General features: G+C 64.7%; 15 protein-coding genes. 9 read left to right on the plus strand and 6 right to left on the minus strand.

All coding sequences use genetic code 11. The features are described 5' to 3' along the window. Position 1 precedes the first annotated feature (1 nt). A complete protein-coding gene (locus H7828_RS14280; RefSeq protein ID WP_226781733.1) occupies positions 2 to 397 on the minus strand; it encodes a GtrA family protein in 396 nt (131 codons plus the stop codon). A gap of 87 nt (positions 398 to 484) precedes the next feature. Here H7828_RS14280 and H7828_RS14285 point away from each other — a divergent pair, with 87 nt between their 5' ends. Further along, positions 485 to 2,107 (plus strand): DUF6044 family protein, encoded by a 1,623-nt coding sequence (locus H7828_RS14285; protein WP_226781734.1) that lies wholly within the window; start codon positions 485 to 487, stop codon positions 2,105 to 2,107. On the opposite strand, the gene comE is transcribed toward H7828_RS14285, so the two are convergent. From comE to H7828_RS14305, 4 genes are all read right to left on the minus strand, one after another. Further along, the gene (gene comE / locus H7828_RS14290) at positions 2,097 to 2,651 is read right to left on the minus strand and encodes a sulfopyruvate decarboxylase subunit beta (RefSeq protein WP_226781735.1); all 555 of its coding nucleotides are present in this window, start codon (positions 2,649 to 2,651) and stop codon (positions 2,097 to 2,099) included. The genes H7828_RS14285 and comE overlap by 11 nt on opposite strands. Further along, positions 2,648 to 3,151 carry a sulfopyruvate decarboxylase subunit alpha gene (comD, locus tag H7828_RS14295; RefSeq protein WP_226781736.1) on the minus strand — a complete coding sequence of 168 codons (504 nt, stop codon included), beginning with the start codon at positions 3,149 to 3,151 and terminating at the stop codon, positions 2,648 to 2,650. The genes comE and comD overlap by 4 nt, the downstream gene beginning before the upstream one ends. Positions 3,152 to 3,162: 11 nt before the next feature. Further along, positions 3,163 to 4,074 carry a Gfo/Idh/MocA family protein gene (locus H7828_RS14300; protein ID WP_226781737.1) on the minus strand — a complete coding sequence of 304 codons (912 nt, stop codon included), beginning with the start codon at positions 4,072 to 4,074 and terminating at the stop codon, positions 3,163 to 3,165. Between the two features lie 72 nt (positions 4,075 to 4,146). Further along, entirely contained in the window at positions 4,147 to 4,584 is a 438-nt protein-coding gene (locus H7828_RS14305) for a DUF1801 domain-containing protein (RefSeq protein ID WP_226781738.1), read from the minus strand. A gap of 172 nt (positions 4,585 to 4,756) precedes the next feature. Between H7828_RS14305 and H7828_RS14310 the strand changes: the two genes are divergently transcribed. Genes H7828_RS14310 through H7828_RS14330 form a run of 5 tightly spaced genes read left to right on the plus strand, consistent with a single transcriptional unit; the run spans position 4,757 to position 9,260 of the window. Further along, positions 4,757 to 5,893, plus strand: a complete 1,137-nt coding sequence (locus H7828_RS14310) for an ABC transporter substrate-binding protein (RefSeq protein WP_226781739.1) — start codon at positions 4,757 to 4,759, stop codon at positions 5,891 to 5,893. A 50-nt stretch (positions 5,894 to 5,943) separates the two neighbouring features. After that, a complete protein-coding gene (locus tag H7828_RS14315; protein WP_226781740.1) occupies positions 5,944 to 6,864 on the plus strand; it encodes a branched-chain amino acid ABC transporter permease in 921 nt (306 codons plus the stop codon). Continuing rightward, a complete protein-coding gene (locus H7828_RS14320) occupies positions 6,861 to 7,838 on the plus strand; it encodes a branched-chain amino acid ABC transporter permease (protein WP_226781741.1) in 978 nt (325 codons plus the stop codon). Before H7828_RS14315 ends, H7828_RS14320 begins: the two co-directional genes overlap by 4 nt. Beyond that, complete coding sequence (locus H7828_RS14325) at positions 7,831 to 8,577, plus strand: ABC transporter ATP-binding protein (RefSeq protein WP_226781742.1); 747 nt, start codon at positions 7,831 to 7,833, stop codon at positions 8,575 to 8,577. The genes H7828_RS14320 and H7828_RS14325 overlap by 8 nt, the downstream gene beginning before the upstream one ends. Beyond that, the gene (locus H7828_RS14330) at positions 8,574 to 9,260 is read left to right on the plus strand and encodes an ABC transporter ATP-binding protein (protein WP_226781743.1); all 687 of its coding nucleotides are present in this window, start codon (positions 8,574 to 8,576) and stop codon (positions 9,258 to 9,260) included. The genes H7828_RS14325 and H7828_RS14330 overlap by 4 nt, the downstream gene beginning before the upstream one ends. A gap of 23 nt (positions 9,261 to 9,283) precedes the next feature. Here the strand turns inward: H7828_RS14330 and H7828_RS14335 are convergent, their stop codons facing one another. After that, positions 9,284 to 10,189, minus strand: a complete 906-nt coding sequence (locus H7828_RS14335; RefSeq protein ID WP_226781744.1) for a heparin lyase I family protein — start codon at positions 10,187 to 10,189, stop codon at positions 9,284 to 9,286. A gap of 268 nt (positions 10,190 to 10,457) precedes the next feature. On the opposite strand from H7828_RS14335, the gene H7828_RS14340 reads away from it, so the two are divergent. From H7828_RS14340 to H7828_RS14350, 3 genes are read left to right on the plus strand one after another with little or no spacing between them, the layout of a single operon-like run. Further along, a complete protein-coding gene (locus tag H7828_RS14340) occupies positions 10,458 to 11,777 on the plus strand; it encodes a nucleotide sugar dehydrogenase (RefSeq protein ID WP_226781745.1) in 1,320 nt (439 codons plus the stop codon). A 14-nt stretch (positions 11,778 to 11,791) separates the two neighbouring features. Beyond that, a complete protein-coding gene (locus H7828_RS14345; RefSeq protein WP_226781746.1) occupies positions 11,792 to 13,267 on the plus strand; it encodes a glycosyltransferase in 1,476 nt (491 codons plus the stop codon). A gap of 31 nt (positions 13,268 to 13,298) precedes the next feature. Continuing rightward, a complete protein-coding gene (locus H7828_RS14350; protein WP_226781747.1) occupies positions 13,299 to 14,357 on the plus strand; it encodes a hypothetical protein in 1,059 nt (352 codons plus the stop codon). Positions 14,358 to 14,360 lie beyond the last annotated feature (3 nt).

The raw sequence follows: 14,360 nt of genomic DNA on the forward strand, positions 1-14,360 counted from the left end.
GCTACCTCGCGTCGCTGAAGGCAAAGGCGCGCGATCCGGCAAAGACCAGCGCGCTGAAGGTTACCATCGCGGCGATCTGCGCCCAGAGGAAGGCCACCTCAAGCCCCAGCAGAGCATAGAGCACGACCAGGTTCGCCAGGTATCCGGTGCCCAGAACCATCGCGTAGCGCGGCAGAGACCGGGCGGCGGGGGCGGCGCTGCGAAAGGTGAAGAACCGGTGCATCACATAGCTGAACACGAAACCGGCGGCATATCCGGCGCCGTTCGCGGGCAGCGGCCCCCAGCCCAGCAGGTGAAACGCCGCCATGGTCGCGCCGACACCCATCACGGTGTTCGCCACCCCGACAACGCCAAAGCGCAGCACCTGGCCGACCAATCCCTGCGTGTTCACGCGCATTGAAACATCCAAACCGACGCCCTATTCATCTGCCCGACGTGGCCCCCATACAATCATGGCCGGGGCGGGCATAGGGGAAAACGGGCGATGGATCGAGGCCGGCTTTGGTTTGCCGCACTTCTGGCGGTGAAATACCTGGTGCCGCTTGCGGTTCTGGGGGGTATCTATGCCTCGGCCCATGACAACCTGGACGGCGATGTCGTCTATTCCATCGTCATCGGGCGGTTCCTGGCGGGGGATGCGCAGGCCTTCGACGTTTTCCTGAACGGCGCGGTGGATTGGACGTACTTCATGCGGTCGTTCCAGCCGATCAGCCTGATTTACGCCGCGCTCCCACCCCAGCCCGCCTATGCCCTGACCGAGGCGTTCTTTCTGTCCCTCGCGTTCTTCGGGATGCGGCGGCTGATCCGCGATCTGGTGCCGGGGCAGGGCGATACGCTGATCCCGCTGGTCTATGCCTTCGGGCTGTCCTTCACGTCGTTCGGCCTTGGGCTGGCGGCGGCGCCCTGGGTGGTCTGGCTTGCCGGGCGCGACAAGGCCTTCGGCGGCTGGGCGGCCGTTGCGGTGTTCCTGATCGGGCTGAATTCGGCGCTGGCGCTGCATTCGCTGTTCCTGCCGGTGGGCACGCTTGTGTGCCTGCTGGTGCTGGGCTGCGGGGTGCGCTGGGGGCGGTTCATCCTGCTGCACGGCGTGCTTTACGCGGGGGCGGCGCTGGGATCGGTCGGGGTGCTCTACAACCTGGCCTTCGGGCCGCCCAGCCACCGTTCGACCTGGCCCGCCCCCGAGCCCGAGGGCATGGTTGGCCAGTTCATCCAATCGACTCTGGGCGATCTGTTCTTCATGAGCAGCCAGTACCACGCCACGGTCGTTCCCGCGCTTTACACCGCCTTCGTGATCGGTGCCGGGCTGTGGGCGGCGCGGGCGCGGGCCTGGCCGGTGCTGGCGCTGATCGCGGGGGGCGCGGCGCTGGGGGCGTTTCAGCCGGCCTATGACGCGCTGATGGTCGGCCCGCTGGGCAGCGTGCAGTTCGACCGGATCGGGCTTTATGCCCCGCTGGCCTGTCTGACGCTGGCGGCGGTGGTGGGGGCGCGCTGGTTGCGCTGGCCGCTGGGGATCAGCCTTGCGATGTTCGTTCTGGCGGGCATTGGCCTGTCGCCCTACACGCTGAAGCCGCTGTTGCCGCCCACCGCCCGCGAGGTCCTGCGCGAGGTGAAGGCATCGGGCGATTACGCCGCCCTGTTCGGCCCCCGTGCCATTGGTGGCATCGACCTGAGCCGTGACGCCCTGTTTCACGCGGCAACCGTCGCCGGGTATTACCGCGCGCCGGAATATGCCTGCCTGAAGACGGTGATCGGGGATGCGCGGGTTCTGTCCATGGGGCCGGACCCGATGATCGCCCCGGCCAACGACATTGCCGCGCTTGAGGGGTATCACAACCTTTATCCGCTGGCCTATCGGCAGGCCTTCCGCCCGGTGATCGCGGCCAAGCTGGCGGCAGATGCCGACCTGCGCGCCTATTACGACGACTGGGGCAACCGGGTTTACGCTTTTGGCGACCGGGCGCGCGACGTGGCGCCCGATTATGCCGCGGCGGCGCGTCTTGGTGCCGATTTCGTTATTGCCGACCGGGCGCTGGACGATCCGGCGCTGGCCGATGCCACGCCCGATTGTGCCGGTGACCTACGGCTTTACCGTATCGTCAGCCGCTGACCGATTTCATGAACCTGTCGCGGATCACCACCGGGTCCATGGTGATGACGGGCATCTTCGCGTTGCCGCTGTCGCATTTGCAGACGATCACGGTCATCTGGCCGCTGTCCAGCGCATCCCGCAACGCGTCGCGGGTTTCATGGCCGTGGCATTCCACCACGTTGTAACAGCCGCAGGCCGCCGCCACGGCGGCAAGCGATGTCTTGCGCCCGGCATAGGTGGGCTGGTCGCCGGTCGAGCCATAGCTGCCGTTGTCGATGATCAGCAGGATGAAATTATCGGCCACGTTGTTGGCGATGGTGGCCAGGGTGGCAAGGTTGGTCAGGACCGAACCGTCGCCGTCGATGGCGATCACCGGCTTGGGCTGTGCCAGCGCCAGGCCCAGCCCGATGGATGAGGCAAGGCCCATGGTGCCCAGCATGTAGAAATTGCTGGGCTGGTCGTCGATGGCGTGCAGTTCCTGGCTGGGAATGCCGATGTTGCAGACCACCAGCCGGTCACGCAGGACCGGAGCGATCTCGCGCAGGATTTCCGAACGGATCATTCGCCGTAACCTCCCCAGAAGCTGGCATCGGTCAGCACGGCGACCGGCTTGTTGCACATGAAGGTATATTTCAGGATCGCGTCGAACTCATCCGCGTCCGAAGGCTTGTGGAAATGGTAGGTGGGGATGTTCATCTGCGCCAGGATCGCCTTGGTATGCACCGCCATTTCCACCTGACAGGCGACAGGCTCGCGCAGCTCTCCGCGATAGGAAATCAGCATCGGCAGGGGCAGGCGGTAATACTGGATCAGGGTGGCCAGCGTGTTCACCGTGACCCCCAGCGCCGTGTTCTGCATGATGATCGCCGCCCGCTTGCCCCCCATGTAGGCGCCGGCGCAAAGGCCCATGCCCTCGTCCTCCTTGTTGGCGGGCACATGCATGAGGGCATCGCGCGTCTCGATCTCGTCTATGACGCCTGCAAGCTGCTTGCAGGGAACGGTGGTGATGAACTCGACCCCGTTGGCGACGAAATCATCCACAAGCCTTGCGCTGATCGACATTTCCGGCCCTTTCAGAAGCTGAACGGCGCGCAATCCACCCGGCGCCCCAGGGTCAGCGCGTCGGCGATATGCACCATGGGCGACAGATCGACATCGCTTTCGCCGTCGGCGACAAGCCGCGTCATCCGTTCGTAAAGCGCGGGGTATTCGCGGTTTTCGCCCACGTCCTGCGTGGCGCCGTCAATGGTCAGCGTCGCGCCGCCATCGGACAGAACCAGCGTCCCCGCCTCGGTTTCCAGCGCGATGTCCCAGGTTTGCGGGCCCGTCTGACGCCAGTCGAAATCGCCGCTGACGTTGTCGCTGAACTGCACCTGCGCGGCAATCGGGGTCTGGCGGCCTTGGGGGTATTCCAGCGTCGCCGCCGTCACATGCACCGGGCGGGGCAGGATGTGGGTAAGGATGGAAAGGGCGTTGCTGCCCGGATCGAAGACGCCCATGCCGCCGGGTTCGAACACCCACTCCTGCCCCGGGTGCCACTTCTTCACGTCTTCCTTCCAGGTGATGTGGGCCTTGGCAATGGTCTTGCCGGCAAGCCAGGCGCGCGCCTGTTCCACGCCCGCCGCCATGCGGCTGTGCCAGGTGGCAAACAGGGTTACCCCCTGCTGCGCCGCCAGCGCCGAAAGCGCGTGAACCTCGGCCAGGGTGGCGCCCGGGGGCTTTTCCAGCATCACGTGCCGACCGGCCAGAATGGCCTTGCGGGCATAGTCAAAGCGCGGCACCGGCGGCAGGCACAGCGAGATCACGCGCACATCGTCCCGCTGGGCCAGCATTTCATCCAGATCGGTGAAGGCCGGAACGCCATCGACAGTGCCCGAACGGCTGACCGTGGCGGCCAGTGTCCAGTCGGGGCTGGCGTTGATGGAGGGGACGTGCTGGTCCTTGGCGATCTTGCCGATGCCGACCAGGGCGATCTTCTGAGTCATGCGTGGGATTCCCTGCCGCTGTGGGTTTGCGGCATTTCAACAGATATTTCCGCCCTGCGCCAGAGCGTGCCGTCAGAGCGTTTCGCCCGGCAGCTGCGCGGCCTGTCCGATCCATCCGCGCAGACGATCAAGGTCGAATCCGCCGTCATCGCCCCAATCGCCCTCGTGGATGTGGAAATAGCGCGTGTCGCCCGATTTCGAGGCGACGGGCGGCACCGGATCAAGCGCCGCGCCGCGAAAGAAGGTGACCTTGACGTATCTGGCGAAACAGTGGAACGCCATGAACCAGCCATCCCCGGTCCTGCCATAAAAGGGCGTGTTCCATTTCACCGCCTTTTGCACATCTGGCACCACATCGACGATCAGGCGATCCAGCCGTCGCCCCACATCCTGCTTCCAGCCGGGCATTGCCGCGATATAGGCTTGCACCGGCGCGTCGCCATCGCCCTTGGGGATCTGCGGGTTGCCGCCGGACAGAAGCCGGGGGGCGTCGTTCGGGCGGTCGCTCATCCTCGGCTCCTCTGCTTGCGCCACAGCGACAGGATGGCGCGCGCTGGGGGCGGTTGGCAAGCTCTTGCAAAACCGCCTTCTGCCCCGGGGCGACTTGGGCTAAGACGGAACGGGGGCACCGGATGGCAAAAGCCGGGCCGTGGCTTCGGGAACGGAAAGGGAGAGAACCGGAATGACACTGAAAACACTCGCGCTGGCCATGGGATTGGCGGCAACCTCGGGCGCCGCTTGGGCCGAACCGGTCAAGGTGGGCATGATCACCACGCTTTCGGGCGGGGGTGCGGGCCTTGGCATCGACGTGCGCGACGGTTTCCTTCTGGCGCTCAAGCAATCGGGCAACACCGACGTGGAACTGGTGATCGAGGACGATCAGCAGAAGCCCGATGTCGCCGTGCAACTGGCCGACAAGATGATCCAGAGCGAAAAGGTGGACGTGCTGACCGGCATCATCTGGTCGAACCTGGCCATGGCCGTGGTTCCGGGCGCCGTGGCGCAGGGCAAATTCTATCTTTCGCCCAATGCCGGGCCTTCGGCGCTGGCGGGCAAGGGGTGCAATCCGAACTATTTCAACGTCGCCTGGCAGAACGACAACCTGCACGAGGCGGCGGGCGCCTATGCCAACTCGGCCGGGCTGAAGAACAGCTTCATCCTCGCCCCGAACTATCCGGCCGGGCAGGACGCCCTGACCGGTTACAAGCGGCAGTACAAGGGCGAACTGGCAGGCGAGCTTTACACCAAGCTGGGCCAGACCGACTATGCCGCCGAGATTGCCCAGATCCGCGCCAGCGGGGCGGATTCGGTGTTCTTCTTCCTGCCCGGTGGCATGGGGATTTCCTTTCTCAAGCAATATGCCGACAGCGGCGTCGACCTGCCGGTCGTCGGCCCGGCGTTCAGCTTCGATCAGGGCATCCTGCAGGCCGTGGGCTCGGCCGCGCTGGGGGTGAAGAACACCAGCCAGTGGAGCAAGGACCTGGACAACCCGGCCAATGCCGATTTCGTCGAAACCTTCGTGGTGGAATACGGGCGTCTGCCCTCGCTTTATGCCTCGCAGGGGTTCGACACGGCGAACCTGCTGTTGTCGGCGCTGGAAAAGGCCGAGGTGACGGATGCCGATGCCTTCCGCGCCGCCCTGAAAGAGGCCGATTTCGCCAGCACCCGCGGCGATTTCCGCTTCAACACCAACAATCACCCGATCCAGGACATCTATGTGCGCGAGGTCATCAAGGAGGGCGAGGTCTTCACCAACCGCATCATCGCCACCGCGCTGGAAGATCACGGCGATGCCTACGCCGCCGAATGCAAGATGTGATTGATCTGGCCCGGCGCGCCTGCCGGGCCACCTGAACGGGACGTGCCGATATGTCGTTGCTGCTGCTGGCCGAACAGGCCCTGAACGGGCTTCAGTTCGGGGTGATGCTGTTCCTGATGGCGGCGGGGCTGACTCTGGTCTTCGGGGTGATGGGGCTGATCAACCTGGCCCATGGGTCGCTGTACATGCTGGGCGCCTTCGTGGCGGCGGTGGTGGCAGGGGCGACCGGTTCGTTCCTGCTGGCGCTTGTCGCGGCCCTTGCGGCCGCGGCGGGGGCGGGGGCGCTGGTGGAAATGCTGGTGATCCGGCGGCTGTACGACCGTGACCACCTTGATCAGGTGCTGGCCACCTTCGCGTTGATCCTCATTTTCTCCGAGGGCACCCGCTGGGCCTTCGGGTCGTTTCCGCTCTACCTCGACATTCCGCCCTGGCTTTCGGGGCCGGTGATGCTGCCGGGCGGCATCCTTTACCCGGCCTATCGCCTGTCCCTGATCGGTGTCGGGCTGGCGGTGGCGCTGGCGCTTTACCTTCTCATCTCGCGCACCCGGCTTGGCGTGCGCATCCGCGCAGGCGCCGCCGATCGCGAGATGATCGCGGCGCTGGGTGTCGATATTTCCCGCCTTTACACCGTGGTCTTCGCTTTGGGGGCGGGTCTTGCGGGGCTGGCCGGTGCGCTGGTCGGGGCGATCCAATCGGTGCAGGTGGGCATGGGCGAACCTGTGCTGATCCTTGCCTTCGTGGTGATCGTGATCGGCGGTATCGGGTCGATCAAGGGGGCGCTGATCGGGGCGATTCTTGTCGGGCTGACCGATACGCTGGGCCGCCTTCTTCTGCCGCTGGCCTTCCAGACGGTCATGGACAGCAGCGCCGCAGCCTCGGCCGGGGCGGCGGTGGCGTCGATGTCGATCTATATCCTGATGGCGGCGGTGCTGATCTGGCGGCCATCGGGGCTGTTCGGGGCAAGGGGATGAACGAACGCTGGTTGAATGCTGCCGTGGTTGCGGGCCTTGTCGCCTTCCCCCTCTGGGCGCTGTGGATGGATGAACCCTTCCTCATCACGCTGGCCACGCGGGCGGTGATTCTGGCGCTGGCGGGGGTCGGGCTGAACATCGCCTTGGGCCTTGGCGGGCTGGTCAGCCTTGGCCATGCGGCATTCTTCGGGATCGGCGGCTATGCCATGGGCATCCTTGCCAGCCATGCCCAGGCCTATGCGCCGATCATGGAGTGGCCCTTCCTGATCGAGGGCACGAAATCCATGCCGGTGATCTGGATCGTGGCCATGTTGGCCGCGGCCCTTGCGGCCCTGGCGATTGGCGCGCTCAGCCTGCGCACGTCGGGTGTCTATTTCATCATGATCACGCTCGCCTTTGGGCAGATGCTGTACTATTTCGCCATTTCCTGGCCCGCCTACGGGGGGGAGGACGGGCTTTCGATTTATGTGCGCAACGGGTTTCCGGGGCTGAACACGCTGGCGCCTGCCCCGTTCTACGGGCTTTGTCTTACCGTTCTGTTAATTGCGCTGGCCGCGCATTGGCAGATCGCGCGTTCACCCTTTGGGTTGGCGCTGAACGCCGCGCGGCAATCGCCGGCGCGGGTCGAAACCGTGGGCATCGCGCCTTTCCGCCTGCGTCTGGTGGCCTTTACCGTTTCGGGGGCAATCACGGGGCTGGCTGGCGCATTGTTCGCGGATCTTAACCGTTTCGTCAGCCCGGTGATGTTCAGTTGGCAGACAAGCGGAGAGATCATGGTTTTCGTCATCCTGGGCGGGGTGGCGCGCCTGTTCGGTCCGGTTGTCGGCGCGGTGGTGTTCATCACGCTGGAACATTGGTTGGGAGGGTTGTCGGACTACTGGCACATCTACCTTGGCGCGCTGCTGCTGGGGGTTGTCCTTTTCGCACGGGGCGGCCTGATCGGGTTGGTCGCAGGGCGGGGCGGGCATGAGTGATCCTGTGCTGAACGTCGTCGGAATCAGCAAGCGTTTCGGCGCGCTTGAGGCGAGCCGTGATGTCACGCTTGATCTGCGGGCGGGGGAAATCCACGCCCTGATCGGGCCGAACGGGGCCGGGAAATCGACGCTGATCCAGCAGATCGCCGGCTGGCTGACGCCCGATGCCGGGCAGATCATGCTGAACGGTGATGACATCACCGGGCTTTCGGCGGCCCAGCGGGCGCGCGCGGGGCTGGGGCGCACCTTCCAGGTTTCGGCCCTGGCGATGCAGGACACGGTCTTGCAGAACGCCCTGCTTGGGGCCCTGGGGGCGGCGGGCCGGTTGTCGCTGTGGGGCAGCGCCATGGCACGCGGTGAAATCCGCACCCGCGCCGAGGCGGCGCTGGACCGCGTCGGGCTGGGCGGCGCGGCCGACATGCGGGTGGCCGACCTTTCGCACGGTCAGCGCCGCCAGCTTGAGGTGGCCATCGCCCTTACGCTGCGGCCGCGGGCCTTTGTCATGGACGAACCGATGGCGGGGCTTGGTGGGCAGGGCTCGCGCGAACTGACCGCGCTGCTGGACGGTCTGCGTGGCGAAGCGCCGATCCTGTTGGTGGAACACGACATGGATGCCGTCTTTGCCCTGGCCGACCGGATATCGGTGCTTGTCTATGGCCGGATCATCGCCACCGGCACCGTTGACGAGGTGCGCGCCAACGACGAGGTGCGCCGCGCATACCTGGGGGACGCGGCATGAGCCTCTTGTCGGTACAGGGGCTTTCGGCCCGCTATGGTGCGGCGCAGGCCTTGTTCGATGTCTCGCTGGAGGTGGCGCAGGGCGAGGTTCTGGCGCTGATGGGGCGCAACGGCATGGGCAAGACCACCACGGTGAAGGCCATCTGCCGGATGCTTCCGGCGCGGGGCATGGCCCGCTTTGACGGACACGATCTCTTGCGCCTGCCGGTGCACCGGGCCGCGCGTCTGGGCATCGGGCTGGTGCCCGAAGGGCGGCGCTGTTTCGCGCCCCTGACCGTGGCCGAGAACCTTCTTGCCGCCGCGCGTCCGGGCCATTGGAACGCGGCGCGCATCGGCGCGCTGTTCCCCCGGTTGGCGGAACGCAAGGGGCAGCGCGCGGCCTCGCTTTCGGGGGGCGAACAGCAGATGCTGGCCGTGGCCCGCGCGCTGATGACAAACCCTCGCCTTCTGATCCTGGACGAGGCGACCGAGGGCCTGGCGCCCCTGATCCGGGCCGAGATATGGGCGGCGATCGCCCGGTTGAAGGGCGAGACGGGCCTGTCCATCCTGGTGATCGACAAGTCCCTGCGCGAACTTTCGGCCGTGGCGGACCGCGCGACGATCCTTGAGAGGGGGCGCAGTGTCTGGACGGGGAAAATGACCGCGCTGAGCGACGACATCGCGGCAGAGCATCTTGGCGTCTGACCCAAGGGGGCAAAGGCCCTGGGTCAATCCACCGCTGGCGCGCCGGAACCTTCGCGCAGGCGCAGATCCACATCCTCGCGCGTGGTGCCGACCGAGAATTCGTCGTAATAGGCAACCATCGTCGGCTTCGGCCGCGCGCCTTCGCTGGCGTCCCAGCGTTCGGTGAAACTGGCGAAGATGCCGCGCCGGACAGTGGCGCGATCCCCCACTCCGTCGCCAAAAGTCGCCACCACGGGGCCGCGATAATCGCACTTCTGCACGTCGTTGACCCAGGCGCGAAGATAACCGTCGGGGCCAGCGGAAAAATTCGTGTTCACCACGATGTCCATCCATTGGCTGCGGGCATCGGCCATGCTGAACAACCTGCAGATGTGCCCGTCGTTCTGCTGCCGGGTCCAGCCCAGGTGTCGGGATACATCCACCAGTTGTATCACCACGTCGGCGCGCCGATCGTTGGTGGGGCGGCAGACAGTCGGATCGCAGCGCTGCCAGTTGCCTTCGTCCAGGCCGATCTGGACAAGCCGAAAGGCAGGGGGTGCGGTGCCCGACAGTTTCCACTGCCCTAGGACCAGACGCAGGGCGTTTCGTTCCGAGAACGACGGGATTGTCCCGTTGCGAAAGCTCCAGCCGTACCAGGCATCGTGCCCGACCCGCCCGACCGGTTCTTTCGAGATGATTTCGCTGCGATATCTGGGGTTTGAGCAATCGGAACCGCCACAATCGCCGTCGCGCAATTCGTATCTTTCGCCGCGCTTTCCTCTGCGAACGGGCTCGGGCGGGGTGACGAAGCGGAAGGCATGGGCATGGGGACTGAACAACAGGTCATGGCCCCGCGGCAGGCTGTTTGTCGCCACGCCAAGCCCGCTGCAACCGGCAAGCGCCAGCAAAAGGGCAGCGACAGAAATCCGAGGTTTGAGGCCATGCATCATCCCTGCCACCTTTCCGCTTTTCCGACGTAATTCATCGCCCATTCTATGTTCGCGGAATCGACGCAGCAAGGATCGCGGAAATGTCGGGTGAATTGCGATTGCAATACACGTTTAGGTTGAATTTCCGATTGGTGCGCATTTGCAACCGCTTTTGGCAATTTTCAGCTGAACAATCGAAAAACTTTACCGGATACAGGCGCTGCGCTTAGCAACGATCCTCAAAAGCGGCGACGGAACGCGCCCGAAAACAAAAACAAATGAGGCAGAAATGGCAAGGATCAGTGTCTTCGGCATTGGGTATGTGGGCGTGGTTTCGGCGGCCTGTCTGGCACGGGATGGCCACGAGGTGATCGCGGTCGACGTCGACCCAGGCAAGATTGCAGCGATCAACAGCGGAAAATCCCCGATTGTCGAGAACGGGCTGGACGCCCTTATCGCGCAGGTCGTGGCCGAGGGACGGCTGACCGCCACCGACGACGTGCAGCACGCCATCGACAATTCCGATGCCTCGTTCATTGCCGTCGGCACCCCCTCGGCGCCCGATGGTTCGGTGGGCCTTAGCTATGTCACCGCGGTCTGTGAAAACATCGGCCGGGCGCTGGCCAACAAGGATGGCAAGCATTCGGTCGTCATCCGAAGCACCATCGTGCCGGGCTCTTGCGAGGGCACCTGCATTCCGGCGCTGGAAAAGGCCAGCGGCAAGACGGCGGGCGAAGGGTTCGGCGTGGGCTATTACCCCGAGTTCCTGCGCGAAAGCACCGCGATCGAGGATTACTATGACCCCGGCCTGATCGTCTTTGGCGCGCTTGACGATTACACCACGCAGATCCTGACCGAGCTGAACCAGGGCCTGGGCTGCAAGATCCACGTCGTCGATCTGCGTACCGCCGAGATGGTGAAATACACCTCGAACACCTGGCGGGCGGTCAAGGTGACCTTCGCGAACGAGATCGGCAACATCGCCAAGGCCAGCGGGCTGGACGGGCAGACGGTGATGGAGATCCTGTGTTCCGACAAGAAGGTCAACATTTCCTCGTATTTCATGCGCCCGGGCTTTGCCTTTGGGGGGTCGTGCCTGCCCAAGGACGTGCGGGCGCTGCGTCACCTGGCCAGCGAGCTGGACACGCCGGCGCATATCCTGAATGCCGTGCTGGAAGCCAACGAAAGCCAGATCAAGCGGGCCGAGCAGATGGTGCTGGCCAGCGGCGCAAAGAAGGTCGGCTTTGTCGGCATCAGCTTCAAGCCCGGCACCGACGACATGCGCGAAAGCCCCCTGGCCGAACTGGCCGCCCGGCTGATCGCCAAGGGCCTGCAGGTGGAAATCTACGATCCCTTCGTTTTCGAAGCCTATGCCAACGCCAATTCCACCGCCGGGCGCGGCAATGACGTGATCCCCGACCTGGCCGACCGCATGGTCGAAAGCCTGGATGCGCTGATCGACGAAAGCGGCGCGGTTCTGGTGGGCAACTTCTATGGCGAGACGGTGCAGAAGCTGGAAGAGGCGGCCAAGTCGCGCCCGGTTCTCGATCTGACCCGCCTGAACCGCAAGATGGTATCGGGCGGGAACTACGAGGGAATCTGTTGGTAGGATAGGCGCAGCCGGTGTTCAACATCCTGACACATATCGCCTATTTTGCAGTGGTCATCCTTTTGGCATCGACGGTGCCGAAGGGATACCTCGGCTCGCTTGAAGGGGTCGAGGCGTCGCTGTTCATCATCGGCTTTCTGGGCGCCTGGCGGTACAGCTGGGCGACCCTGAACTTCACCCGTGCGATGTGGTTCCGCAAGGTGGCTTATCCCCGCCGCAAGGCCCGGGCGATCCGTGCCTTCCACAACGACGGACGGCGCAGCCATACCTATTTCCTTGTCACCTCGTACATGGTTGAGCCGGAAACCACCGTGCCCGTCTATCGCAGTGTGTTCGAGGCGGCAGCCCGGGCGCGCGACGGGGCCACCATCGTTTCGTCGGTGGTGGATGGGGCCGACGCGCGCCTGATCCGGGCGGTGTTTGAAACCATGCCCATGGACATGGGCGGAGTGAAGCTGGTGATCGACCGTATTCCCGCCAACGGCAAGCGTGACGCGCTGGCGCGAACGCTGCGCGTGATCGGCGCCGATGCCCCCAGCACGCGCGACATCCTGGTGTTCGTGGATGGCGATACCATGGTGCCGCGCGACATCGCGGCGCAATCCGCGCCCTGGTTCGTCGATCCGAAGGTGGGCGCGCTGACCACCGATGAAGGCGTGGTGATCGAGAAGAAGAACCTGTTTCGCGACTGGTTCATCATGCGTTTCAACCAGCGCCAGGTCATGATGTGCTCCATGGGGCTGTCGCGGCGGGTTCTGACGCTGACGGGCCGCATGTCGGTGTTTCGCGCCAGCCTTGCCACCGATCCCGATTTCATCGACCAGGTGCGTGACGATTTCCTCGATCACTGGCGGCTGGGCCGGGTGAAGTTCCTGACCGGCGACGACAAGTCGACATGGTTCTGGCTGCTGAAAAGCGGGTATCAGATGCTGTATCTGCCCGACGTGCGGTCCTGGTCGATGGAGACGCAGCCCCGCCCCACCTTCCTCGGGTCTTCCCAGGTTCTGATGACGCGCTGGTTCGGCAACATGATGCGCACCAATGGCCGCGCCTTGCGTGAAAGCCCCCGCAAGATCGGGCTGTTCACCTGGTGGTCGGTGCTGGATCAGCGGGTGTCGATGTGGACAACCCTTGTCGGCCCGATCACGGTTCTGCTGGCGGCGATGTTGCATGACGTGTCGGTCATTCCGCTCTACCTCGCTTGGGTGATGACGACGCGCTATGTGTTCTGCATCATCATATCGCTGTTTCGCGGAACCTGGTTTCCGATCACCCACCCGCCGATCCTGTATTTTTCACAGGTGGTCGGCGCCGCGGTGAAGACCTTTGTCTTCTACCGCCTCGACAAGCAGAAGTGGACCCGCCAGGGCGCGGGCGGACGGGCGGCCCTGACCACCGGGCAGCGCATCCGCGCGCGCGAATCCGCGGTCCATCATGTTCTCGCGCTCGTCTGGCTGACGCTGGCGATCCTTTATCTGACCAAAGTCTGATGTTTGACTTCGCAATTTCCGGAGACCGGCAATGAACGATCATTCCGATATTCCAACCGACGCCGCGGCGCCGATTCCGTCCGAATTCCTGTTCGACAAGGAACACCCGGTGCTGCCCGTTCCATTCACGGCACGCATCGGCGAGGGCAAGTTCGCGGGTTCGGGGCTGTCGCTGACCGCGGCCTATCTCTCGGTGCCGCTGGGGCGCGGCTATCTGCGGGTGGGGGATCGCCAGGTCGCCAAGCTTGAGTTCAACTTCGAGGGTTTCACCATCGACCTTTTTCCCGAGGTGCGCGTCGCCCAGGTGTCCGAAGACGAGGCGGTGGTGCAGTTCACCGACCCGACCGGCGCCCATCTGCCGCAGCTGCGCTATATCCTGAACAGCTTCATCGCGGGCGATTTCGTCTCGCTTGGTGCGATGCTCAGCTATACGGGGCCGGCGAAACCGAAGATCACCAAAAGCGACCTGGGCGCAAGCGAGGTGGGCGCGCGCAGCATCCGGCGGATCGGGGCGGTGGTGCTTTCGGTTCTTCTGATCGTGCTGGCGGCCGGGTCGATCTGGCAACGCTATACCACGTCCTATGAACCGCGCCCGGTGTTCATCGCGCGCAGCGGCGATGAGATGCGCGCCACCAGCGCCGGGCAGATCACCGTGTTCAACCCCGCCGCCAAGGCGGGCGAGGTGGTCTATGCCATCAGCGCCAACACCGGCGACACGTTGAACTTCATGCTGCCCTGCGACTGCGAAATCGCCTTCGAGGACGGCATCTTCGAAGGCGCCACTGTTCTTCCTTCAGACCCAATTCTGACAATCTTCGATGATAGTGCTGCCGTCAGGGTGCAAACCCAGATGAGCGTCGAGGGGCTGACCAAGGCGATGAACGGTGAACGGGTCTATCTCGATCTCAGCGACGGGCGCACGGTGCCGGTGCAGGTTGTCCAGACTTCGGCCACCAACGCGGCCGCACAGCGGGGCGATCTTTACATGCCCGTGGTGCTTCTGGCCGAAGAGGGCGCGCTGAGCGTCGGGGACGTGGGCAAACCGGCGCGGGTGCGGCTGGCCAGATCGCTGTTCGGCGGCGTGATCTGAAAG

It is taken from the genome of Oceaniglobus trochenteri, from assembly GCF_020529025.1.
GTDB lineage: Bacteria > Pseudomonadota > Alphaproteobacteria > Rhodobacterales > Rhodobacteraceae > Oceaniglobus > Oceaniglobus trochenteri.

Excerpts from the sequence above, each read along its gene's own strand:
- H7828_RS14325 (WP_226781742.1), top strand. The coding sequence starts at position 7,831 with ATGAGTGATCCTGTGCTGAACGTCGTCGGAATCAGCAAGCGTTTCGGC.
- H7828_RS14340 (WP_226781745.1), top strand. The coding sequence starts at position 10,458 with ATGGCAAGGATCAGTGTCTTCGGCATTGGGTATGTGGGCGTGGTTTCG.
- H7828_RS14285 (WP_226781734.1), top strand. The coding sequence starts at position 485 with ATGGATCGAGGCCGGCTTTGGTTTGCCGCACTTCTGGCGGTGAAATAC.
- H7828_RS14320 (WP_226781741.1), top strand. The coding sequence starts at position 6,861 with ATGAACGAACGCTGGTTGAATGCTGCCGTGGTTGCGGGCCTTGTCGCC.
- H7828_RS14335 (WP_226781744.1), bottom strand. The coding sequence starts at position 10,189 with ATGATGCATGGCCTCAAACCTCGGATTTCTGTCGCTGCCCTTTTGCTG.
- H7828_RS14310 (WP_226781739.1), top strand. The coding sequence starts at position 4,757 with ATGACACTGAAAACACTCGCGCTGGCCATGGGATTGGCGGCAACCTCG.
- H7828_RS14315 (WP_226781740.1), top strand. The coding sequence starts at position 5,944 with ATGTCGTTGCTGCTGCTGGCCGAACAGGCCCTGAACGGGCTTCAGTTC.
- H7828_RS14305 (WP_226781738.1), bottom strand. The coding sequence starts at position 4,584 with ATGAGCGACCGCCCGAACGACGCCCCCCGGCTTCTGTCCGGCGGCAAC.
- H7828_RS14330 (WP_226781743.1), top strand. The coding sequence starts at position 8,574 with ATGAGCCTCTTGTCGGTACAGGGGCTTTCGGCCCGCTATGGTGCGGCG.
- comD (WP_226781736.1), bottom strand. The coding sequence starts at position 3,151 with ATGTCGATCAGCGCAAGGCTTGTGGATGATTTCGTCGCCAACGGGGTC.
- H7828_RS14280 (WP_226781733.1), bottom strand. The coding sequence starts at position 397 with ATGCGCGTGAACACGCAGGGATTGGTCGGCCAGGTGCTGCGCTTTGGC.
- H7828_RS14350 (WP_226781747.1), top strand. The coding sequence starts at position 13,299 with ATGAACGATCATTCCGATATTCCAACCGACGCCGCGGCGCCGATTCCG.
- comE (WP_226781735.1), bottom strand. The coding sequence starts at position 2,651 with ATGATCCGTTCGGAAATCCTGCGCGAGATCGCTCCGGTCCTGCGTGAC.
- H7828_RS14300 (WP_226781737.1), bottom strand. The coding sequence starts at position 4,074 with ATGACTCAGAAGATCGCCCTGGTCGGCATCGGCAAGATCGCCAAGGAC.